Origin of the sequence: Bradyrhizobium sp. SZCCHNRI20481 (genome assembly GCF_032485055.1) — a bacterium.
Lineage (GTDB): Bacteria > Pseudomonadota > Alphaproteobacteria > Rhizobiales > Xanthobacteraceae > Bradyrhizobium.
Map to the genome: position 1 here is coordinate 27,757 of NZ_JAUEUE010000015.1, position 19,529 is coordinate 47,285.

The window sequence follows — 19,529 nt, forward strand, 5'->3', positions numbered from 1 at the left end:
CGGTGTCGCGCGCTGCCCAAGACGCCGCGTGTAATTCCAGCGTCATCAATCTTTTCTAGGTCTGCCGGGCCGTGGCTCGCGCCTGCTCCCGCGCGCGATCCGACCAGGAGATCCGCATGACGCTTCGCATTCCTCGACCGCGCACAGCCCTGTCCCGCCGCCGCTTCCTGTCGACAGCCGCCGCAGCCGGCGTCACGACGCTGGCGATGCCCTATCTGAGCCGCGCCGCCGACCGGCCGCAGATCACGCATGGCGTGCAGTCCGGCGACGTTGGCATGGATGGCGGCGTGGTCTGGGCGCGTGCCGATCGGCCGTCGCAGATGCTGGTCGAGGTGGCGACCACCGAGTCGTTCAAGGACGCGCGAGCGCTGCCACCGATCGCCGCGCTTCCGGAAAGCGACTTCACGGCCAAGATGCTGATCGACGGCCTTCCGAGCGGCCAGGACATTTTCTATCGTGTCAAGTTCCGCGACCTGTCGCATACCGCGGTCGAAAGCGAGGCCGTGGCCGGCCGCTTCCGCACCGCGCCAGGCAACAAGCGTGACGTCTCGTTCGTCTGGGGCGGCGACGTGGCGGGGCAGGGCTGGGGCATCAATCCCGATGATGGCGGCATGTTCACCTTCTCGACGATGAAGAAGCACCGCCCGGACTTCTTCCTGCATTCCGGCGACACCATCTATGCCGATGGCCCGATCAAGTCCGAGGTGAAGCTGCCGGACAACAAGGTGTGGAAGAACCTCACCGTGGAAGAGAAGGCGAAGGTCGCCGAAACGCTCGACGAGTTCCGTGCCGCTCACAAATACAATTTCCTCGACGAGAACGTCCGCGCCTTCAATGCCGAAGTGCCGATCTTCGTGCAGTGGGACGATCATGAGGTCACCAACAACTGGTCGGCCTCCAAGGAGCTGCCGGCCAGCTACAAGGAGCGCAACATCCAGCTGCTCGCGGCCCGCGCGGCGCGCGCCTTTCACGAGATGTATCCCATGCGCGAGAGCATCATCGAGCCGGGACGCGTCTATCGCACCATCAATTACGGCCCGCATCTCGACGTGTTCGTGCTCGACGAGCGCAGCTACCGCGGCGCCAACGGTCCCAATCTCGAGGACAAATATGGTCCGGCGTCCTACTTCATCGGGCCGGAGCAGATGCGCTGGCTGAAGCAGGCGCTGCTCAATTCGCGCGCGACCTGGAAGGTGATCGCCTCCGACATGCCGCTCAGCATCATCGTCTATGACGACGCGGCCAACAAGAAGGGCTCGGAAGCCATCGCCCAGGGTGACGGCCCGGCGCGCGGCCGCGAGCTCGAGATTGCCGAGATCCTGCGCTTCATCAAGACGGCGCCGATCCAGAACACGGTGTGGCTGACGGCGGACGTGCACTACGCGGCCGCGCACTATTACGATCCGAACAAGGCGCAGTTTCAGGACTTCGAGCCATTCTGGGAGTTCGTCTCCGGTCCGCTGCATGCCGGCACGTTCGGTCCGAACGAGCTCGACAACACCTTCGGCCCCGAGGTGCGCTTCATCAAGGCGCCGGGCCTCGATAAGCAGAACCTGCCGCCATCGGCCGGCATGCAGTTCTTCGGGCACGTCAAGATCGAGGGCGCCACGGGCCAGATGACCGTGACCCTGCGCGATCGCGCCGACGTCGCGCTGTGGTCGACCACGCTCGATCCGAAGCTCGGCTGAGGTCTCGTTGTTCGGCGGCAAGACGATCGCGTGCTGCGACGGCAACTAGTCGCGTCGGCGCAGCACCGCCTCCAGCGCGTCGGTCGGGCAAGGCTTCGGCAGCCGTGGCCGGTCGGCGAACGCGGCCGGCACGCGGTCGGCGCCATAGCCGGTGGAGAAGGCGAAGGGAATGCCGAGCGCCGTCAGCCGCTCGGCAATCGCAAAGCTCTTTTCGCGGACCAGGCCGACATCGAGCAATGCGAATTGCGGGGCGCGCTCCGCGATCATGGCGAGCGCGGTCGCGACGTCGGCTGCGATCCTGATGTCGGGAACGCCGAGGTCGGTGATCGTGTCTTCCAATCCGAGCGCAATGATGGGGTCGTCTTCGACGACCAGCACATGTTGATAAAGCTCGGGCACGCCTGATTGCGAGCTGGTCATGGGATCTGCGGGTTCCAGGATGAGGGATGGGCGCCGCAGCCGGCGTCTCCTCTTGAGTGCGCTGGCGGGTTCCTGGAACCAAGGCAGCATATCAGAGTTCCTGTGTCGGTGCACTTGTGAACACAAGGAGCACGAATCACGCACATGCGTTGCGCGCAGGGGAAGACGATGCTGAGCCAGGGTGTGACCACGCTGAACCGGGAGCGGCCCCACAACAACCTGCTGCTGCGGCTGAGTCCGGCCGACTACGCGCTGATTTCGCCGTATCTGGTGGAGGACGAGGCAACGCCGAACGATCTGCTCTACAGTCCCGGGGACGACGTGCAGATCGTGCATTTTCCCTGTGGGCCGGCGCTCACGTCCTATCTCGTCCCCAATGAGGACGGCCGCGACGTCGAGACCATCTTGGTCGGCCGCGAGGGCGCCGTCGGCGGCATCGTCAGCGAGGGCTTCCTGCCGGCCTATACGCGGATCGTCGTCAAGTTCGGCGGCCCGTTTGCACGGCTGCCACTGTCCCGCCTGGCGGCCGCCAAGCTGCAATCCAAGACGCTCCGCAACGTGTTCGCGCGCTACGCCGATTGCATGCTGGCGCAGATGTTCCAGTCGACCGCCTGCAACGCGATTCATTCGATCGAGCAGCGGACGGCGAAGTGGATCGTGGCCGCGATGGACCGCACCGACGGCGAGCCGATCGTGCCGCTGACGCATGAGCAGCTGGCGACGCTGCTCGGCGTCGGCCGCAGCTATGTCAGCCGGGTCGTGCAGACCTTCCGAGCCGAGGGCATTCTCGAAACCCGCCGCGGCGCCTTCATGGTGCGCGACTTCGACGCGCTGAAGCGCCGCTCCTGCCTGTGCAACGAAGCCGTGAAGACCCATTTCGAGGAGGTTCTGCGCGGCGTCTATCCGACCGAGCAGGCCGCGACGGGCTGAGCCGCAAGCGTTTTTTTCTTTCCGCGCATAGGCGCAGCCGACGGCTGTCGGCGCTGGTCCTCGTGGGATTGCCGGTCGGAGTGGTTGGTCTCGTCTTCTACCGCGCCGCCCGGAAGCGTGCGGTCGCGGAGGCGTTAGCCAGCCGCTCGGAAACCGCTCCTCGTTCCTGAAAGCAGTCATTGTTTTTTGGCATTTTCTGCCTATATTGCGCCGCAACGCGTGAGGTCTGCCCGGTCGATTGGCCGGGCTTCCTATTTGGGGCTGCCGGCCCCTGCCGCCGAACGAGTTTCGCGAGCGCGCGTCGTAAAGCTAACAGCTTGATTCGACTATAACAAAGCGCGCGCCCCGCCGGGGACAGAGCACGGGCTCTTGAGAAAGCTTAGAAGACACTGACCATGAATCTTCGCAACATCGCCATCATCGCCCACGTCGACCACGGCAAGACCACCCTGGTTGACCGTCTCCTGCAGCAGTCGGGTACCTTCCGCGAGAACCAGAAGGTTGCCGAGCGCGCCATGGACTCGAACGACCTGGAGCGCGAGCGCGGCATCACCATCCTGGCCAAGGCCGCCTCGGTGCAGTGGAAGGACACCCGCATCAACATCGTCGACACCCCCGGCCACGCCGATTTCGGCGGCGAGGTCGAGCGCATCCTGAACATGGTGGACGGCGCCCTGGTGCTGGTCGACGCCGCCGAGGGCCCGCTGCCGCAGACCAAGTTCGTGGTCTCCAAGGCGCTCAAGGTCGGCCTCAAGCCGATCGTCGTCATCAACAAGGTCGACCGTCCCGACGCCCGTCCGACCGAGGTCATCAACGAGGTGTTCGACCTGTTCGCCGCACTCGACGCGTCCGAGGAGCAGCTCGACTTCCCGATCCTGTACGGGTCGGCCAAGCAGGGTTGGATGGCCGAGAGCCCGGAAGGTCCGAAGGACGCCGGGATGCAGCCGCTGTTCGACCTGGTGCTGCGCCATGTGCCGGCGCCGTCGGTCGAGGAGGGGCCGTTCCGCATGATCGGCACCATCTTGGAGGCCAACAACTTCCTGGGGCGCATCATCACCGGCCGCATCACCTCGGGCAGCATCAAGCCCAACCAGGCCGTGAAGGTGCTGAACGCCGAGGGCAAGGTCGTCGAGCAGGGCCGTATTTCCAAAATTCTCGCGTTCCGCGGCATCGAGCGCGTGCCGCTCGACGAGGCCGAGGCCGGTGACATCGTCGCCATCGCAGGCCTGACCAAGGGCACCGTCGCCGACACGTTCTGCGATCCCTCGGTCGAGACTCCGCTCCCGGCGCAGCCGATCGACCCGCCAACCGTGTCGATGTCCTTCATCGTCAACAACTCGCCGCTGGCGGGCACCGAAGGCGACAAGGTCACGAGCCGCATGATCCGCGACCGCCTGCTGCGCGAGGCTGAGGGCAATGTCGCGCTGCGCGTCGTCGAATCCGCCGACAAGGACGCCATGGAAGTGTCGGGCCGCGGCGAATTGCAGCTCGCGATCCTGATCGAGACCATGCGCCGCGAAGGCTTCGAGCTGTCGGTGTCGCGTCCGCGCGTGGTGCTGCAGAAGGACGAGGCCACCGGCGCGTGGCTGGAGCCGATCGAGGAGGTCGTGATCGACGTCGACGAGGAGCATTCCGGCGTCGTCGTGCAGAAGATGAGCGAGCGTAAGTCCGAGATGATCGAGATGCGCCCGTCCGGCGGCAACCGCCTGCGGCTGGTGTTCTACGCGCCGACCCGCGGTCTGATCGGCTATCAGGGCGAGCTGCTGACGGACACCCGCGGTACCGCGATCATGAACCGCCTGTTTCACGGTTATGCCCCGTTCAAGGGCGAGATCGCCGGCCGCCGCAACGGCGTCCTGATCTCCAACGACCAGGGCGAGGCGGTAGCCTACGCGATGTTCAAGCTGGAGGACCGCGGCCCGATGATGATCGAGCCGGGCTGGAAGGTCTATCGCGGCATGATCGTCGGCGAGCACACCCGCGACAACGATCTCGAGATCAACGTGCTGAAGGGCAAGCAGCTCACCAACATCCGCACCACGTCGAAGGACGAGGCGGTCCGTTTGACGCCGCCGATCCGGATGACGCTGGAGAAGGCGCTGGCCTATATCGAGGACGACGAGCTGGTCGAGGTTACGCCGAAGTCGATCCGCCTGCGCAAGAAGCATCTCGATCCGAACGAGCGCAAGCGCGCCGAGAAACAGAAGGAAGCGGTGGCGTAATTTCCGCCCTCCATCCTCAAATGCGTCATGGCCGGGCTTGTCCCGGCCATCCACGTTTTGGGGCTTGCGAGGACGACGTGGATGCCCGGCACAAGGCCGGGCATGACGACGGAGTTGGATGAGCCAATGTCTTTCCCATCCTCCATCGACATCGCCATCATCGGCGCGGGTGCCGCGGGCCTCGGCGCGGCACATGCGCTGCAGGACAAGGGCGTCTCGTTCATCGTCCTGGAGGCCCGCGACCGCATCGGCGGCCGTGCTCACACCATCATGGCTTCGCCTGACGTCACCTTCGATCTCGGCTGCGGCTGGCTGCATTCGGCTGATCGCAACTCCTTCGTCGGCATCGCCGAGCGGCTTGCTTTCACGATCGACACCAGCCGACCGCCCTGGCGCGACCAGGCCTATGACGCGGCATTTCCACGCGACGAGCGTGAGGAGTTCTTGCGGGCGCTGGAGGCGTTCTTTACGCGCACCGCAGAGGCCGCCAAGAGTGGCCGCGATGCCCCGGCGAGCGTCTGCCTGGAGCCCGGCAATCGCTGGAACGGCATGATCGATGCGATCTGCACCTATCTCAACGGCTGCGAGCTCGACCAGATGTCGCTGCTCGACTTCGAGGCCTATGAGGACACCGAGCTGAACTGGCGCGTTCGCCACGGCTATGGCGGCGCTGGTCGCCGCCTATGGCGGGGGCCTGCCGATCGCCATGAGCTGCAACGTGACCCTGATCGATCACGGCGACACGCGCATCCGCCTGACGACCTCGCGGGGCACGGTGACGGCCGACAAGGTCATCGTGACCGTGCCGACGAGTCTCATGGCCGACGAAGTGCTCCGCTTTTGGCCGGCCCTGCCGAGCAAGGTCGAAGCCGCCGCTGGCCTGCCGCTCGGTCTCGACAACAAGGTGACGCTGGCGCTCGACGGTTGGGAGCACCTGCCGAGGGATTCGGGCATGCGCGGCCGAAGCCACACCGCGCGGGTCGGCAGCTTCCAGCTGCGCCCGTTCGGCCAGCCCTGCATCGAAGGTTTTTATGGCGGCAGCTTCGCTCGCGAGATCGAAGTGGCGGGCGAGGGGGCCTTGGCGGCGCAGGCGATCGACGACATCGTGGCCCTGCTCGGCAACGACATCCGCAAGAGCCTCCGTCCGCTCGCCGAGTCCCGCTGGGGCGCCGACCCGTTCGCGCGCGGCGCCTATTCGCATGCACTGCCCGGACATGCCGACAAGCGCGCCGTGCTGGCCGCGCCGGTTGATGATCGGCTGTTCTTCGCCGGCGAGGCGACGCCCGTGGATTTCTTCTCGACCGCCCATGGCGCGCGCGACAGCGGCGAGCGCGCGGCGCGGGAAGCTCTGGCGTCGTTAACCAGGCGCTAGCACATCCACCGTCGTTGCGAGCACAGCGAAGCACTCCAGACCGTCACCGCGGTGGGATTTCTGGATCGCTTTCGCTGCGCTCGCGATGACGTGCCCCAATCATTCCGTCTTCCCCACCATCCGCAGAAACTCCCGCGCGGCCTGCGTCTGGTGATGCTCTTTGTGGCGCAGGCTGTAGAAGTGCCGCTTGGGCAGCTCGATGTTGGCGACGGCGAGCAGCCCCGCCTTGACGGCGCGCATTGCCACCAGGCGCGACAGCACCGTGACGCCGGCGCCGGCTTCGACGGCGCCGCGCACGGCCTCGTTGGACGGCAGGTCGAACACCACATCGAGCTCGGCCGGAGTGATTCCGAAGCGGCCCAGCGCTGTTTCGAGCGCGGCGCGCGTGCCGGAGCCCTGCTCGCGCAACACCCAGCGCGCCGTCTTCAGGTCGCTGGTTGTCACGGACCTTCCGCGGCACAGCGGATGATCGATCGGGCCGACCAGCACCATGTCGTCGTCCGCGACCGGCTGGGCCGTGAGCACGGGATCGTCGACATCGCCCTCGACGAAGCCGAGATCGGCAGAGCCCTCGCGGACCTGGGTCGCAACCTGCTCGGTATTGCCGATCGATAGCTGCAGCTTGATCGCTGGATGCGCGGCATTGAAGCGGTGAATGAAGGCCGGCAGCCAATAGCCCGCGATGGTCTGGCTGGCCGCCAGCGCCAGCTGCCCCCGCTTCAGGCCGGCGAGATCGTTCAGCACGGTCTCGGCGGCGGCCGCGCGCGCCAGCACCGCCTTTGCTTCGACGAGAAACGCCTTCCCGGTCGCCGTGAGCACGATGCGGCGTCCGACGCGATCGAACAGCTTGGTCTCGTAGCGGGCTTCGAGCGCGGCTACAGCCGCGGATGTCGCCGACTGGGTCAAATTGAGGTCGCGGGCCGCCTGGGTGACGTGCTCGCGGGTCGCGACCGCCACGAAGATCCTGAGCTGTTCGAGCGTCACGTGCGTCCTATGTGGTCAGCTTCACCAGGGCCAGGCTGAAGCCTGCGATGAACAGGAAGGCGAGCAGGCCCAGCGCCAGCGGCCGCAGGCCCTTTGCCTTGAGCTTGGCGAAATCCGTTTCCAGTCCCATCGCGGCCAGCGCCATCGACAGCAGGAACGTGGTTGCCGTCACGATCACCGTCTTCATCTCGGCGGGTATGCTGATCACGCTGTTGAGGCCGACCAGCGCGATGAAGCCGAATACGAACCAGGGTAGCGGCGGCTGCGCATTGCTCCGGGTCTCGCCGCCATGGCGCGCGCGCCGCGTTGCCAGCAGGCCGAGGGTGAGCACGACCGGTGCCAGCAGCATCACGCGGGCCAGCTTGGCGATGGTGCCGAACTCGCCGGCCTGCTGGCCCTGCTGAAACGCGGCCGCGACCACCTGGGCGATCTCGTGAATGGAGGCGCCGCTCCACAGGCCGAAGGCGTGCGCGTCGAGATGCAGCAGCGCCGGAAGCAGCGGATCGATGAACATTGCGATCGAGCCGAACACCGTGACGCAGGCCACCGCATAGGCGACGTCCTCGTCATGGGCGCGCGTGACCGTGTTGGTCGCGATCACGGCCGATGCGCCGCAGATCGAGGTGCCCGCGGCGATCAGCTCCGCCAGCTTGCGATCGATGCCGAGCAGCCGTCCCATCCACACCGTGAACACGAAGGTGCCGGTGAGGCTCAGCGCGATCACGGCGAGACCACGCGCGCCGACCTCGATGATCTGGGCGGCCGTCAGTTGCAGGCCCAGCAGGATGATCGCCAGCCGCAGCACGCGGCGCATCGAAAAGGCGACGCCGGGCTTGGCTCGCGCCGGCGTGCCGATGACGTTATGCAGCACCATCCCTGCCACGATCGCCATTATCATCGGGCTGAACAGGCCGAGGCCCGGCACCAAGCGCAGCCCGAAGGCGCCGGCCGCGAGCGCCGCGGACAGCGCGAGCCCGGGCAGCAGCGTCGGTGCCGCCGGCGTCGCAGGCGCGTGGACAGGTCGATGACGAATGGCAACGGGCGCATCGGCGATCAGATCATGCGACGGGGCAGCCATGGAAAACTCTCCCAAACAGGGTCTGGAGAGGAGAATTTCATGCTGCTATCAATCGATCCAACAGATTATATCGTATATATCATTCGTTCAAATCGATCAATTCCTGGCTCGCTCCCGCATCTCACCCGCGGATCGGATCACGACTCCAGCACCCGCCTCCGGAGCTCGACATCGGGCACGAAGCAGGATTCGTATTTGCCGAAGATGCGGTAGCGGTTGCGCGCGACCAGGCTGTAGACCGCATCGCGCAGCGGCTTGGGGATGGCGCGCAGCGCGCGCGTCCAGCCCCAGCCCGGCAGGTTCGACAATACGGTCAGCGCAGCATCGGATTTCAGATGCGCCTTGCCGCCATGCACCACCGCATTGGTGTCGGGCTCCTGGGGATCGATGCCGAAGGCCTGCGCCAGCCGGGTGCCGTAAGGCGACTGGATCGGCGTGAAGCGGAAGCGCTTTGCGGTGTCGCGCGCGATCACGAACTGCACCCAGCGGGAGCAGAACACGCAGACGCCGTCGTAGAGGATCACGTCGTCGTCGGGCCAGTGGGTCATCATCGATTGTCCATCATGAGCAGCGCGACCAGCATCAGCACGATCGCTGGTCCCGTCTTCACCAGCGCTCCGAGCGGCTCGAGCCAGAGGTCGGGCGTGAGGATCGCGCAGCCGAGCATGTAGCCGAGCGAGACAAGGATGCCGGCGGCGAGCCCGAATGCTGCGGTTCTGCGGAACGCGATCAATACGCCGACCGAAATGTCCACCATGCTGGTGATCGCCGCAAACGGGACGGCGAACCAGCCGGGCCAGCCGCGCGTGGTCAGGATCGCCGTGGTCGCGGGGAACGAGACCAACAGTGCGATGCTGCCGGACGCGACCCAGAACAACACCAAGCCGGCAATGATCAGCGCCTTGATCAGGAACAGGCGTGCGAACCATTTGTCCTGAATGGTGGCGCCATGCGTGCCCACGGCGTCGTCCAGCGTCGTCGGGGTAATGCCGGTTGCCGCGATCCACGGGTCCGGATCGCCACGTACGCCCCTGCGCAATTCGGCGATCGCGGTCGTGCGCATCGGCGGCATCCAGCCGAGCCGGCTGCATAGGTCACCGGCGAAAGCGCCGAGATTGATCAGCGGCGCGGGCACGGCAACGCGTGGCCAATCCATTGTGCCGAAACTGCGCCGAAACGCACCGAGCACGTCGCCAAGCGTCACCGCCTCGGGCTGCATCAGGTCCCAGCTCACCGCGCGCGTCGCCTCGTCATCGATCGGCCGCATCGCGAGCCAGGCGATGGTCGCGGCGATGTCCGCGACCGCCACCGGCTGGAACGGTGTCGCCGCATCCTTCGCCGGCAGGTCGACCGGAAGCGCCGCGAGCGCGCGGACCATCGCGCTGCCGCCATAGGCCGACGGCGCGATCACGAAGCCCGGGCGCAGGATGGCGTAGGGAATGCCTGAGGATGCAATCAGCCGCTCCGCCTCGCGCTTGGTCGTAGCGAAGGCGGTGTGATCCTCATCGGCCGTGCCGGGGATCGAGATGTGAATGAAGCGCACGCGACGGCCGCAGGCCGTGATCGCTGCGAGCACACGCGCGACGAACTCACGATGCACGGCCGTAGTGTCGCTGCCAGGACCATCCTGCAGCACGCCGAGGCAGTTGACGACGACATCGATCTCGTGGGCGCGGATCAGACTCGCCAGAGCCGGCGCATCGAGCGCCATGATCGGCAGCTCGATGTCGAACGGCGACACGCGTTGTGATGGCGAGAACGCGCGCGCCACACCGACCGTCGCACAGCCACGCTGGCGCAGATCGTCGGTGATGAAGCGTCCGATCAGGCCGGAGGCGCCAAGCACGAAGATGCGGGGGTTGGTCGACGTGATCATGCGCGTCTCGTCAGAACGGCTTTGCGATCATCAGCCAGAGAATGGCTATGACCGCGCCGAAACCGGGGATGCCGCACAGGAACCAGCGGCGGAAGACGATGAAGTAGCGCGGCGGCAGCTCCTCGGCGCCGGCGTCCGCGAGGCGCGCCAGGTCGCGTAGCTCGATCTGCATGAAGATCACCGGCACCCAGAACAGCCCGGCGACCGCGTAGAGCGCGAGCGAGGTGAGCAGCCAGCCGTCAGTCACAGCGGTCGACGACAGCCACATCAGCGTGCCGCCCGTGACCGGCTGCAGCAACACCGCGGACAATGTGAAGAGCATGTCGGCGATCACGACCACGCCGGCGGTGCGAGCGATGAACGCGGCCTCGCCACTCAGATGCGCCATCAGCATGAAGAATGCGATCCCCGTGCCGGTGCCGAGAATGACGATGGCGCCGAGCACGTGCAGATATTTGACCAGGAAATACAGCGTCATCGTGTCCTGCTAGTTCGGCGGCATCGGATGCGTCGATCGACGTGTCGTTGTCAGCGCCCTCGACAGCAAATCCGCCGCCAGAGCCACGCCGTCGTCGTGCTCGATCATCCAATGCCCCTCCTCGCCGGAAGGTGGCAACAGGTTGAAGCCCGCCTGGCCTCCAGCCGACGTGAAGGCATCCGCAAGCCGACGCGAAAGCGGTGGTGGAAAGTAGCTGTCATTGGCCGCAACAAGCCACGTGACCGGCACGCGCGCGCCGCGTCCGAACGCGCGGGCCGTATCAAGCAGGCGCGCCTCTGCACAGACACGCCCGGGCACGTCGTCGGCATGCCCGCCACGGCCGGGCGCGAACACGACGATTGCTGAGACGATCTGCGGCGGCTGATCGGCGAGCGCCAGCGCGCCCCAGCCGCCGGCCGAATGGCCGATGATGACGGCGCCGCCCTTTGCGGCAAACGGCTGCTCGCGCATGTCCGCGAGCGCGCGCAAAATCTGCGCCGCCGTTGCGCGTCCTGCTTTCTCATAGTCCGCGTCGGCGCAGCCGCCCTGGTCTTCGACGTAGGGACCGCCCGTGCGGCCGTGCCCGAGCCGCTCCGGGACCAGCACGGCATAGCCCCGCCCCACCAGGAGACGCGCCAGCGCCGTGTAGGTGGGCTGCGGCAGCTGTGCCCGCCACAGCGGATTCTGCGTCGAGGCATGCGCGATCACGGCCAGCGGAAACGGCCCGTGGCCGGCAGGCCGATAGAGGATCGCATGCGCGGGAATTTCGGTCTTGATGGACGGTATCAGCCATTGCTGCCGGCGCGCCGGCTCGGCTTCGGGCGACGCGGGACCGAACGGCTGTGCCGTTGCGTCGGCTGCCGACAGGACGAGCAGTGCGAGCAACCATGAGACGCAGCGAAGCAGCACCATTCAGCCGAACGAGAAGATGTTGAGCTTGCGCCACACTAGCCCACGCCGCGGCCGGTCAGATGCAGTTTTTCCCGCGACGTATGAAACAGCGGTGACAGGACACCACCGGTGCCCGACAATGTTGCGAAATTGTCCCTTTTCGGCACAGCTTTCCGCCACGGTGATGCCGAAAGTCCACAGGTTAACCGATCTTTAACGTGGCACCTTGAAGGCGGACCGCCGACTTGCTTTGATCTCGTCATGAGCACAACCCTGATCGAAGTCCGTCCGGCCAAGGCTGCAGATGCGGCTGCGGTGGCGTCAGCCCATGATGAAGCCTGGCGTTCCGCCTACCAGGGGATCATCCCTGGCGCAGAGCTGGAGAAGCTGATCAACCGGCGCGGCCCCCAATGGTGGGACAGCGCGATCCGCAAAGGCAGCCGCGTCAGCGTGCTGGTGTTCAACGACAAGGTCGCAGGCTATGCGAACTACGGCCGCAATCGCGCCCGCAGCCTGCATTTTGACGGAGAAGTCTACGAGCTTTATCTGCGACCGGAATTTCAGGGGCTGGGGTTCGGTCGCCGGCTCTTTCAGTCCGCCAAGCGCGACCTCGCGCAGAGCGGCCTGAAGAGCATGGTGGTGTGGGCGTTGTCCGACAACGATCCCGCCACCGAGTTCTACCGCGCATTGGGCGGCCGCATGGTCGCGCGGTCGTCGGAGCGCTTCGGGCCGAAGTCGCTCGACAAGGTCGCCTTTGCCTGGACCAACTGAGCCTGGACCGGCTGTGCTCTGGGCGCGTTAGGCGTTAACGCGCCCTCGAATTGAACTGAAAGTGTTGGCCTGAGGTAGCTGTTGCGCAGCCGCGATTTTTTTGCGACTGCGAATGCCAGCGCTCATTCCACGGGCGTCCGACCCTGAAACGTTCAAGTTCTACGGAGCATCCATGCGCATCGACGCCATCCCGATCGGGAAAGATCCGCCGCGCGAGGTCAACGTCGTCATCGAAGTGCCGGTCGGCGGCGAGCCGATCAAGTACGAGCTCGACAAGGAAGCCGGCACGCTGTTCGTCGACCGCTTCCTCTATACGGCGATGCGCTACCCCGGCAATTACGGCTTCATCCCGCACACGCTGTCCAACGACGGCGATCCCTGCGACGTGCTGGTGGCCAACACGCGCGCGATCGTGCCCGGCGCGGTCATGAGCGTGCGCCCGGTCGGCGTGCTGCTGATGGAGGACGAGGCTGGCGGCGATGAGAAGATCATCGCGGTGCCGTCCTCGAAGCTGACCCAGCGCTATGACAAGGTCCGCACCTATTCGGACCTGCCGGACATTACGCTGCAGCAGATCCAGCACTTCTACGAGCACTACAAGGATCTCGAGCCCGGCAAGTGGGTGAAGGTGCTACGTTGGGGCAATGCCGACGACGCCCACCAGCTGATCGCCGAGGGCATCGCGCGCGCCAAGGCCGCGAAGAAGTGAAAACAATTGACGTCATTCCGGGGCAGCCGCGCAGCGGCTGAACCCGGAATGACGCAGGTGGTTACACCGCCGGCTTCGGCAGCCCGGCAATGGCGCAGGCGGCGCGCAGTGTGTTGACCAAGAGGCACGCGACCGTCATCTGGCCGACGCCGCCGGGCACCGGCGTGATCGCGCCGGCGACCTCCGCCACTTCTGCATAGGCGACGTCGCCGACCAGCTTCGTCTTGCCGTCAGCTGTTGGGATACGGTTGATGCCGACGTCGATCACGGTCGCGCCGGGCTTGATCCAGTCGCGTTTCACCATCTCCGGGCGCCCGACGGCGGCATAGACCAGATCGGCGCGCGCAGTGAGCGCCGGCAGGTCGCGCGAGCGCGAATGCGCGATCGTCACCGTGGCGTTCTCGTTGAGGAGCAGCTGCACCAGCGGACGGCCGACCAGGTTGGAGCGGCCGATCACGATCGCGTTCAGGCCCTCGAGCGAGCCGTGCACGGTCTTGCTGAGGATGATGCAGCCGAGCGGCGTGCACGGCGCCAGCGCCGGCCGGCCGCCGGCGAGACGGCCGGCATTGTGCGGATGCAGACCGTCGACGTCCTTGGCCGGATCGATGGCGTTGATGACGGCCTCGGTCTCCAGCCCCTTCGGCAGCGGCAGTTGCACCAGGATGCCGTGCACGGCGGGATCGCGGTTGAGCTTGCCGATCAAGGCCAGCAGCGCGTCCTGCGAGACGTCGGCGGGCAGCTTGTGCTCGAACGAGGCCATGCCGGCAGCCTGGGTCTGGGTGTGCTTGCTGCGGACATAGACCTCGGAGGCCGGATCGTTGCCGACCAGCACCACGGCAAGGCCTGGTGTCAGGCCATGGTCGCGCTTGACCCGCTCGACCTCACGGGCGACCTGCGCGCGCAGGTCGGCTGCAATGATCTTTCCGTCGATGATGATCGCGGTCATTTTGCTCTATCCTCGGTTCAAAGGCTGTTCATCGAGCAAGATGCTGGCCGCGTGCTCCCACCCTCCCCCTCCAGGGGAGGGTGAAAATCGCCGCTTGCGAAGCCGAAAGGCCTCGGCTCGCGCTTCTTGCGTCTATTCTCGTTGTTTCCGGGTCGGCTTATGGGCTGCGGTGAGGTCGCGCAAGACCTGATCGAGCGCCGATGGATCGCCGTCGATGGCGACCTGTTTCAGCCGTGACGTCGCGCCAGAGGTGATTCGCACCGAGGCCTTGGTGACGCCGATCGCCTTGGCCAGCAGCTCGGTCACGGCGCGATTCGCCTCGCCGCCATCGGCGATCGCGCGCACCCGGACCTTCAGCACATCGCGGCCGTCGGACAGCGTCTCGACGCCATCGACGGCGTCCCGGCCGCCGCGTGGGGTCACCCGCAATGCGAGGGTGACGCCGCCCTTCGAACATCGCCAAGGGACCATCGATAGGGACCCTCGATCCGAATCAGCAGCAGACCTGAGTTGACGCAAGCAGCACCCTTGAATCCCGCGCGTCTACGTCAGTGCGTGCAGGCGCTAGACAAACAGACCCTGAAGCGCCGGGATGATCACGAACCGGATGAACTGGATGAGGATGAAGAGAACGAGAAACGAAAGGTCCAACGCTCCGGCAGGAGGCACGAAGCGCCGAATCTGTCGGAGCGCGGGCTCTGTCAGAGCATCAAGCGTGTAAAGCACCTGTCGGACCAAGTCGTTCCGGACGTTGATGACGCTGAACGCGACCAGCCAGGACATGATTGCCGCAACGACCAGGATGAACACGTACAGGCCGAGAAGCCAGTCAACGAAGTCTAAGAGGCGTATCATCCGGGGTTCCTGGAACGAGATATCACCCGGTTAGATATCTGTTCCCTCCCGCGCAAACAAGGGAAGGTGCCCGTCAAGGCTAACAGGCGATGTGACCGTTCTTGACTTGACCAGGGCACCGACTGTAAATGGCGCCCGATCTGCCGGCCGCCTGTTCCCAACATCAAAGCGGTCGTGTTACGGGGCCATAGCTCAGCTGGGAGAGCGCGTCGTTCGCAATGACGAGGTCGGCGGTTCGATCCCGCCTGGCTCCACCACGCTTCGCCTTTCAGGCTACGCGTGGCGCCCGGCGTAGCCTCTTGGCGAAGCCGGGCTGAAGTCTGAACATTCCAAGCCACTGGACTGACCAGGACGCCGATCCTACTCCGCCGCCTCGGCCATCGCAGCCGCCGGCTCGCGCGCCAGCCAGCCATCCAGAAAATGTGCCAGCCAGGCCCGCTCGGCGGCATCATGCACGGCGCGACCCTCGAAATGATGGTGGCGCAGACGGGCGCCCGGGGTGTCCAGCCGGGCATGACCGCGGGTGGTCCAGCGGCACATCATCGCGTAGGTCACGTCGGGGTGGAACTGCAGCCCGGTGGCGTTCTGGTATTGATAGGCCTGCACCGGAAAGTCGCCGCCCTCGGCGAGCAGCTCGGCGCCATCGGGCAGGTCGAAGCCCTCGCGGTGCCAATGATAGACGTGATCAGGCCAATGCGGGCAAAGCCTGCGCCCGGCCCGGGTCGGGCGGATTGGATAATAGCCGATCTCGGCGCGTCCCTCTGGATGCGGCGCAACGGGGGCGCCGAGCTGGATCGCCAGCATCTGCGCGCCCAGGCAGATCCCGAGAAACGGACGCTGCTCCCGCAGCGGCACCTCGATCCAGTCGATCTCGCGGCGGACGAAGTCGTCCGGATCGTTCGCGCTCATCGGACCGCCGAAAATAACGGCACCCGCATGCCCATCGAGCGTCTCCGGCAGCGGATCACCGAACCGCGGCCGGCGGATGTCGAGCGGATAGCCGCGGGCGCGCAGGGCGTTGCCCACGCGGCCAGGGCTCGATGTTTCCTGATGCAGGATGATGAGGACGGGCCGCTGCGGCGCAGCCGCCGGGGCCAGCTTCGAGTAGAGATGCCGAACGTCCGCCTGGGTCCCGTTCGGATGGAGCGAAGGGTCTTGCCTGAGCATCACCTGGCGATCATAGCTAAGCAAAGGTTAACGGCGCGTGAGCGAGCGCACATTGCAAAGCAAGCGCCGGGCCAGCGCGATCAGGTCCGCTTCAGCTGCAGCCGGCCGACCGCGGCGAGGATGAAGCCGCGCGGGAACCAGCGCAGCATGAACGGCACGATCTTGATGCCGAGCCCGGGCAGCACCACGCGCTTGTCGGCCATCAGGCCGCGATAGCCGGCTTCCGCCACGGCCTTGGGCGAGACGTTGAGGATCACCGAATCCACGCCCGGCTTGAAGCCGGCGCGGTCCTGGAATTCCGACGGCACCGGACCGGGACACAGCACCGTGACCCGGACGCTATGCGGCGCCAGCTCCTTGCGCAGCGCCTCGGTGAACGAGATCACATAGGCCTTCGAGGCGTAATAGACCGCCATGCCAGGCCCCGGCAGGAACCCGGCCACCGATCCCAGATTGAGGATGCCGCCCTTGTTGCGGATCAACTGGTCGGAAAAGCGCAGCGACAGCTCGGTCAGGGCGCGGACGTTCACCGAGATCATGTCGAGCTGCTCGGTGCGGTCGAGCTGCACCGCCTTGCCGAACAGGCCGAAGCCGGCGTTGTTGACGAGATATTGCAGCTCCAGGCCGGCAGCCGACAGCGCAGCCTCGATGGTCGCGCCGGCGTCGGGGGAGGTGAGGTCACAGGGGATCACCAGCGGCGCCGGGCCGCCCTTGGCGGCGATCTCCTGCGCCAGCGCCTCGAGCCGGTCTTCGCGCCGGGCCGTCAATACGAGCCGGTGCCCGTTCGCGGCAAACACGCGCGCCAATTCGCTGCCGATTCCGGCAGAGGCACCCGTTACGAGCGTGACACGTTCACCCACGATCCCTGCTCTTCGATCACAATTCGCACATCATCCAATTGCGGCGGACGAGAGCATAGTGGGACGGGAACATGCAAGACACCGCGATGCATGGCCTTGCGCTGGATTGCGGCAATAGCCTCGGATTCACATGGATTTACATGAACGGGGGTGTCCGGAACAAAATTAAAGTTTGTTCATCTCCGCATGAAGTCGGTTCCACCCGGAGCGACGCGGTTCAAGCCGGGGCGCCGGACTTGCGCGCCGCCACCCGGTGCTTGAGGTCGAGGCGGTCATGCGTGGAGATGCCGAGCAGCTCCGAGGCGCGCCAGACCACATTGTCCTCGAATTCGGTGACCTTGCCGTCGGCGTAGACCAGCTCCCACATCATCTCGACGATGCGCAGGCGGCCGGCTTCGTCGACCTCGCGCATGATGACGCTGGTGAAGCGATAGAGATCGACCGCGTCGCCCTCCGCCAGCATGCCTTGCGCGATCAGCCGGTCGGCGCTGCCGGGATCGAGCCCGAAGCGCCGCTCGATCAGGCCGTGCAGCTTGCGACGCTCGATCTGGCTCGGTTCGCCGTCCAGCGAGATGACGTGGATCAGCAGGGCCGTCGCCGCGAGCTGATAGCCATTGTCGTCGAACGCCGGGGTCTGCTGCGGCGAAACGACGTCGGCGATGAATTGGCGCAGTCCTTCGAGCATGGCGTCCTTCGCTGTCAGATCCGTAGCGGACCGCAAACCGGCCGGCGAATGCTCATTATATGCAAATGCCGCGCTGCGCCGGCAATCCGCTGCGACCTTTGGACTGCATGACATTTCGGTAAGCCTCAGGGGATTTCGTACACCATCATGCGGTCGGCGATGCCGCGCAGCGCGGCGTGCTTCTGGATCGGCGCGATCTTCGCGCTCCGCAGGATGTCGGCAACGCCGGGGCTCTCGATCACGGGCGCGGTGAGATGGATCTCCTGCGCGGTCGACAGGCTCTGCACGCGCGACGCGATGTTGACGGTCTGGCCGAAATAGTCCTGGCGGTCGTTCAACATCACCGCGAGGCACGGCCCCTCGTGGATGCCGATCTTGACCACGAGATCCTCGGTTCCGCGCTCGGCATTGAGCCGCTGCATCGCCGCGCGCATGCGCAGGCCCGCGGACAGCGCATGCTCGGGCTGGATGAAGGTCGCCATCACGGCATCGCCGATGGTTTTCACCACCGCGCCCTTCTCGGCCTTGATGATCTCCAGCAGCGCGCGGAAATGCGCGCGCACCAGGTCGAAGGCCGCGAGGTCGCCGACGCGCTCATACAGCGCCGTCGAGCTCTTGAGGTCGGTGAACAGGAAGGTGAGCGAGGTGATCTTCAGCCGCTGGTCGATGTTGAGATTGTCGGCCTTGAACACGTCGCGAAAGGTCTGGTTGGACAATATGCGCTTGGCGGTCAGGAAAGGCCGGCGCTTGCCGAGGAGATGGTGGAGCGCATCGCCGGCAACGAAGACGGTCGGCAGCGTCCGTACGCCGGCCTGATTGTCGAGCGCCAGTCGCAGCGGGCCTGGGCGCAACGTGATCGATCCGGTCGGAGGATGCGCCCTGTTGAATAGCAGTCCGAGCTGCTGGCGCTCCCTGGTGGGCTCGCCCTGAACGTCGATGAAATGCGCAGAATGCGTCACTGGTTCGAAGATGATGATGAAATCGGATGGGAGCTGCAGTGAGAGCACGGCCTTCTCACCGGCTGGCAGCTCGAGCGCATCAAGCGTCACTTCTTCGCTGAGCGAGGCAAAAGACTCCCGGTCGAGGTCGATCCCCGAACTCCAGAAGACCTGCTTGTAATACTCCCAGAGCGGCAGCGTGTTCGGATCGTGAGCGGCGATGCTCCTGACCTTGGAGCTCACGGTGAAAGCAACTTCGACCTGCTCGTCGATGGAAGGCTCGTAGCCGCAAGCGCATAGTCCGCAATGGTAATCGTCATGGCGGAGAGATTTCAGCGTGGCGTGCGCATCCAGCACGCCGCTGCAGCCAGGACAGAGCACGTTCCAGGTCAGATCGAACAAGCCGATCCGTGCAGCATGCAGGAACCCGGAAATAACCCGTTCTTCATCGAGACCGGCGCGCGCCGAGAACTCCAGGGCATTGATACGGTTGAGTTCGTGATCTTCACCCGCCTCAATCAACCGTGTGATCGCGTCCGCCACGGCCGGATCGGCGGTCTGCTTCAGAACCGAAAGCTGGGACTGGATGTCGCTCATGGCGTGTTAAGATGGTGCCTAGCAAACCCACAAGCAAGAGACGAAGCGATGGCCCGGCCGCC

The 19,529-nt window shown here is 65.6% G+C and carries 19 protein-coding genes, 1 tRNA gene and 1 pseudogene; 7 read left to right on the forward strand and 14 right to left on the reverse strand.

Annotation, left to right across the window (positions count from 1 at the left end):
- Nucleotides 1–116: 116 nt before the first annotated feature.
- Nucleotides 117–1,688 carry an alkaline phosphatase D family protein gene (locus QX132_RS23535; RefSeq protein WP_316163017.1) on the forward strand — a complete coding sequence of 524 codons (1,572 nt, stop codon included), beginning with the start codon at nucleotides 117–119 and terminating at the stop codon, nucleotides 1,686–1,688.
- A gap of 45 nt (nucleotides 1,689–1,733) precedes the next feature.
- On the opposite strand, the gene QX132_RS23540 is transcribed toward QX132_RS23535, so the two are convergent.
- Complete coding sequence (locus QX132_RS23540; RefSeq protein ID WP_315778187.1) at nucleotides 1,734–2,108, reverse strand: response regulator; 375 nt, start codon at nucleotides 2,106–2,108, stop codon at nucleotides 1,734–1,736.
- 168 nt (nucleotides 2,109–2,276) lie between these two features.
- Between QX132_RS23540 and QX132_RS23545 the strand changes: the two genes are divergently transcribed.
- The 3 genes and pseudogenes from QX132_RS23545 to QX132_RS23555 all read left to right on the forward strand — a co-directional run bounded on the left by QX132_RS23545 (nucleotide 2,277) and on the right by QX132_RS23555 (nucleotide 6,632).
- Entirely contained in the window at nucleotides 2,277–3,038 is a 762-nt protein-coding gene (locus QX132_RS23545) for a Crp/Fnr family transcriptional regulator (RefSeq protein WP_316163018.1), read from the forward strand.
- A gap of 395 nt (nucleotides 3,039–3,433) precedes the next feature.
- Complete coding sequence (gene typA / locus QX132_RS23550) at nucleotides 3,434–5,260, forward strand: translational GTPase TypA (protein WP_315740466.1); 1,827 nt, start codon at nucleotides 3,434–3,436, stop codon at nucleotides 5,258–5,260.
- Between the two features lie 126 nt (nucleotides 5,261–5,386).
- Nucleotides 5,387–6,632 (forward strand): annotated as a pseudogene (locus tag QX132_RS23555) (flavin monoamine oxidase family protein).
- Nucleotides 6,633–6,731: 99 nt separating this feature from the next.
- Here QX132_RS23555 and QX132_RS23560 read toward each other — a convergent pair.
- The 6 genes from QX132_RS23560 to QX132_RS23585 all read right to left on the reverse strand — a co-directional run bounded on the left by QX132_RS23560 (nucleotide 6,732) and on the right by QX132_RS23585 (nucleotide 11,960).
- A complete protein-coding gene (locus QX132_RS23560) occupies nucleotides 6,732–7,616 on the reverse strand; it encodes a LysR family transcriptional regulator (protein WP_316163019.1) in 885 nt (294 codons plus the stop codon).
- A gap of 7 nt (nucleotides 7,617–7,623) precedes the next feature.
- On the reverse strand, nucleotides 7,624–8,694 hold the full coding sequence (locus QX132_RS23565) for a YeiH family protein (protein WP_410052885.1): 1,071 nt from the start codon (nucleotides 8,692–8,694) through the stop codon (nucleotides 7,624–7,626).
- A gap of 137 nt (nucleotides 8,695–8,831) precedes the next feature.
- Nucleotides 8,832–9,242 (reverse strand): thiol-disulfide oxidoreductase DCC family protein, encoded by a 411-nt coding sequence (locus QX132_RS23570; RefSeq protein ID WP_316163020.1) that lies wholly within the window; start codon nucleotides 9,240–9,242, stop codon nucleotides 8,832–8,834.
- Complete coding sequence (locus tag QX132_RS23575) at nucleotides 9,242–10,570, reverse strand: SDR family oxidoreductase (RefSeq protein ID WP_316163021.1); 1,329 nt, start codon at nucleotides 10,568–10,570, stop codon at nucleotides 9,242–9,244. The genes QX132_RS23570 and QX132_RS23575 overlap by 1 nt, the downstream gene beginning before the upstream one ends.
- Nucleotides 10,571–10,580: 10 nt before the next feature.
- Nucleotides 10,581–11,048, reverse strand: a complete 468-nt coding sequence (locus QX132_RS23580; RefSeq protein WP_316163022.1) for a DUF2269 domain-containing protein — start codon at nucleotides 11,046–11,048, stop codon at nucleotides 10,581–10,583.
- Between the two features lie 9 nt (nucleotides 11,049–11,057).
- Complete coding sequence (locus QX132_RS23585; RefSeq protein WP_316163023.1) at nucleotides 11,058–11,960, reverse strand: alpha/beta hydrolase family protein; 903 nt, start codon at nucleotides 11,958–11,960, stop codon at nucleotides 11,058–11,060.
- A 240-nt stretch (nucleotides 11,961–12,200) separates the two neighbouring features.
- Here QX132_RS23585 and QX132_RS23590 point away from each other — a divergent pair, with 240 nt between their 5' ends.
- Nucleotides 12,201–12,710: a GNAT family N-acetyltransferase gene (locus QX132_RS23590; RefSeq protein WP_006611902.1), complete on the forward strand. Its 510-nt coding sequence runs from the start codon at nucleotides 12,201–12,203 to the stop codon at nucleotides 12,708–12,710.
- Between the two features lie 172 nt (nucleotides 12,711–12,882).
- Entirely contained in the window at nucleotides 12,883–13,419 is a 537-nt protein-coding gene (gene ppa, locus QX132_RS23595; RefSeq protein ID WP_011923519.1) for an inorganic diphosphatase, read from the forward strand.
- 61 nt (nucleotides 13,420–13,480) lie between these two features.
- On the opposite strand, the gene folD is transcribed toward ppa, so the two are convergent.
- The 3 genes from folD to QX132_RS23610 all read right to left on the reverse strand — a co-directional run bounded on the left by folD (nucleotide 13,481) and on the right by QX132_RS23610 (nucleotide 15,220).
- Nucleotides 13,481–14,365, reverse strand: coding sequence for a bifunctional methylenetetrahydrofolate dehydrogenase/methenyltetrahydrofolate cyclohydrolase FolD (gene folD / locus QX132_RS23600; protein ID WP_316163024.1), 885 nt, complete (start codon nucleotides 14,363–14,365; stop codon nucleotides 13,481–13,483).
- Between the two features lie 132 nt (nucleotides 14,366–14,497).
- A complete protein-coding gene (locus QX132_RS23605; protein ID WP_315785791.1) occupies nucleotides 14,498–14,836 on the reverse strand; it encodes a DUF167 domain-containing protein in 339 nt (112 codons plus the stop codon).
- Nucleotides 14,837–14,929: 93 nt separating this feature from the next.
- A complete protein-coding gene (locus QX132_RS23610; protein WP_315740475.1) occupies nucleotides 14,930–15,220 on the reverse strand; it encodes a YggT family protein in 291 nt (96 codons plus the stop codon).
- A gap of 181 nt (nucleotides 15,221–15,401) precedes the next feature.
- Here QX132_RS23610 and QX132_RS23615 point away from each other — a divergent pair.
- A tRNA-Ala gene (locus QX132_RS23615) sits at nucleotides 15,402–15,477 on the forward strand.
- 103 nt (nucleotides 15,478–15,580) lie between these two features.
- On the opposite strand, the gene QX132_RS23620 is transcribed toward QX132_RS23615, so the two are convergent.
- The 4 genes from QX132_RS23620 to QX132_RS23635 form a co-directional block, all read right to left on the reverse strand.
- Nucleotides 15,581–16,387 (reverse strand): glutamine amidotransferase, encoded by an 807-nt coding sequence (locus QX132_RS23620; RefSeq protein WP_315811871.1) that lies wholly within the window; start codon nucleotides 16,385–16,387, stop codon nucleotides 15,581–15,583.
- Between the two features lie 80 nt (nucleotides 16,388–16,467).
- Complete coding sequence (locus tag QX132_RS23625; protein WP_316163025.1) at nucleotides 16,468–17,247, reverse strand: SDR family oxidoreductase; 780 nt, start codon at nucleotides 17,245–17,247, stop codon at nucleotides 16,468–16,470.
- Between the two features lie 217 nt (nucleotides 17,248–17,464).
- Nucleotides 17,465–17,932 carry a TerB family tellurite resistance protein gene (locus tag QX132_RS23630; RefSeq protein ID WP_316163026.1) on the reverse strand — a complete coding sequence of 156 codons (468 nt, stop codon included), beginning with the start codon at nucleotides 17,930–17,932 and terminating at the stop codon, nucleotides 17,465–17,467.
- 125 nt (nucleotides 17,933–18,057) lie between these two features.
- A complete protein-coding gene (locus QX132_RS23635) occupies nucleotides 18,058–19,467 on the reverse strand; it encodes an adenylate/guanylate cyclase domain-containing protein (protein WP_316163027.1) in 1,410 nt (469 codons plus the stop codon).
- Nucleotides 19,468–19,529: the final 62 nt, after the last annotated feature.

Bases quoted from the DNA above. Each gene is read 5' to 3' on its own strand.
- folD (WP_316163024.1), bottom strand. From the start codon at position 14,365: ATGACCGCGATCATCATCGACGGAAAGATCATTGCAGCCGACCTGCGC.
- typA (WP_315740466.1), top strand. From the start codon at position 3,434: ATGAATCTTCGCAACATCGCCATCATCGCCCACGTCGACCACGGCAAG.
- QX132_RS23590 (WP_006611902.1), top strand. From the start codon at position 12,201: ATGAGCACAACCCTGATCGAAGTCCGTCCGGCCAAGGCTGCAGATGCG.
- QX132_RS23605 (WP_315785791.1), bottom strand. From the start codon at position 14,836: ATGGTCCCTTGGCGATGTTCGAAGGGCGGCGTCACCCTCGCATTGCGG.
- QX132_RS23545 (WP_316163018.1), top strand. From the start codon at position 2,277: ATGCTGAGCCAGGGTGTGACCACGCTGAACCGGGAGCGGCCCCACAAC.
- QX132_RS23610 (WP_315740475.1), bottom strand. From the start codon at position 15,220: ATGATACGCCTCTTAGACTTCGTTGACTGGCTTCTCGGCCTGTACGTG.
- QX132_RS23630 (WP_316163026.1), bottom strand. From the start codon at position 17,932: ATGCTCGAAGGACTGCGCCAATTCATCGCCGACGTCGTTTCGCCGCAG.
- QX132_RS23580 (WP_316163022.1), bottom strand. From the start codon at position 11,048: ATGACGCTGTATTTCCTGGTCAAATATCTGCACGTGCTCGGCGCCATC.
- ppa (WP_011923519.1), top strand. From the start codon at position 12,883: ATGCGCATCGACGCCATCCCGATCGGGAAAGATCCGCCGCGCGAGGTC.
- QX132_RS23535 (WP_316163017.1), top strand. From the start codon at position 117: ATGACGCTTCGCATTCCTCGACCGCGCACAGCCCTGTCCCGCCGCCGC.
- QX132_RS23570 (WP_316163020.1), bottom strand. From the start codon at position 9,242: ATGACCCACTGGCCCGACGACGACGTGATCCTCTACGACGGCGTCTGC.
- QX132_RS23565 (WP_410052885.1), bottom strand. From the start codon at position 8,694: ATGGCTGCCCCGTCGCATGATCTGATCGCCGATGCGCCCGTTGCCATT.
- QX132_RS23575 (WP_316163021.1), bottom strand. From the start codon at position 10,570: ATGATCACGTCGACCAACCCCCGCATCTTCGTGCTTGGCGCCTCCGGC.
- QX132_RS23635 (WP_316163027.1), bottom strand. From the start codon at position 19,467: ATGAGCGACATCCAGTCCCAGCTTTCGGTTCTGAAGCAGACCGCCGAT.
- QX132_RS23620 (WP_315811871.1), bottom strand. From the start codon at position 16,387: ATGCTCAGGCAAGACCCTTCGCTCCATCCGAACGGGACCCAGGCGGAC.
- QX132_RS23540 (WP_315778187.1), bottom strand. From the start codon at position 2,108: ATGACCAGCTCGCAATCAGGCGTGCCCGAGCTTTATCAACATGTGCTG.
- QX132_RS23585 (WP_316163023.1), bottom strand. From the start codon at position 11,960: ATGGTGCTGCTTCGCTGCGTCTCATGGTTGCTCGCACTGCTCGTCCTG.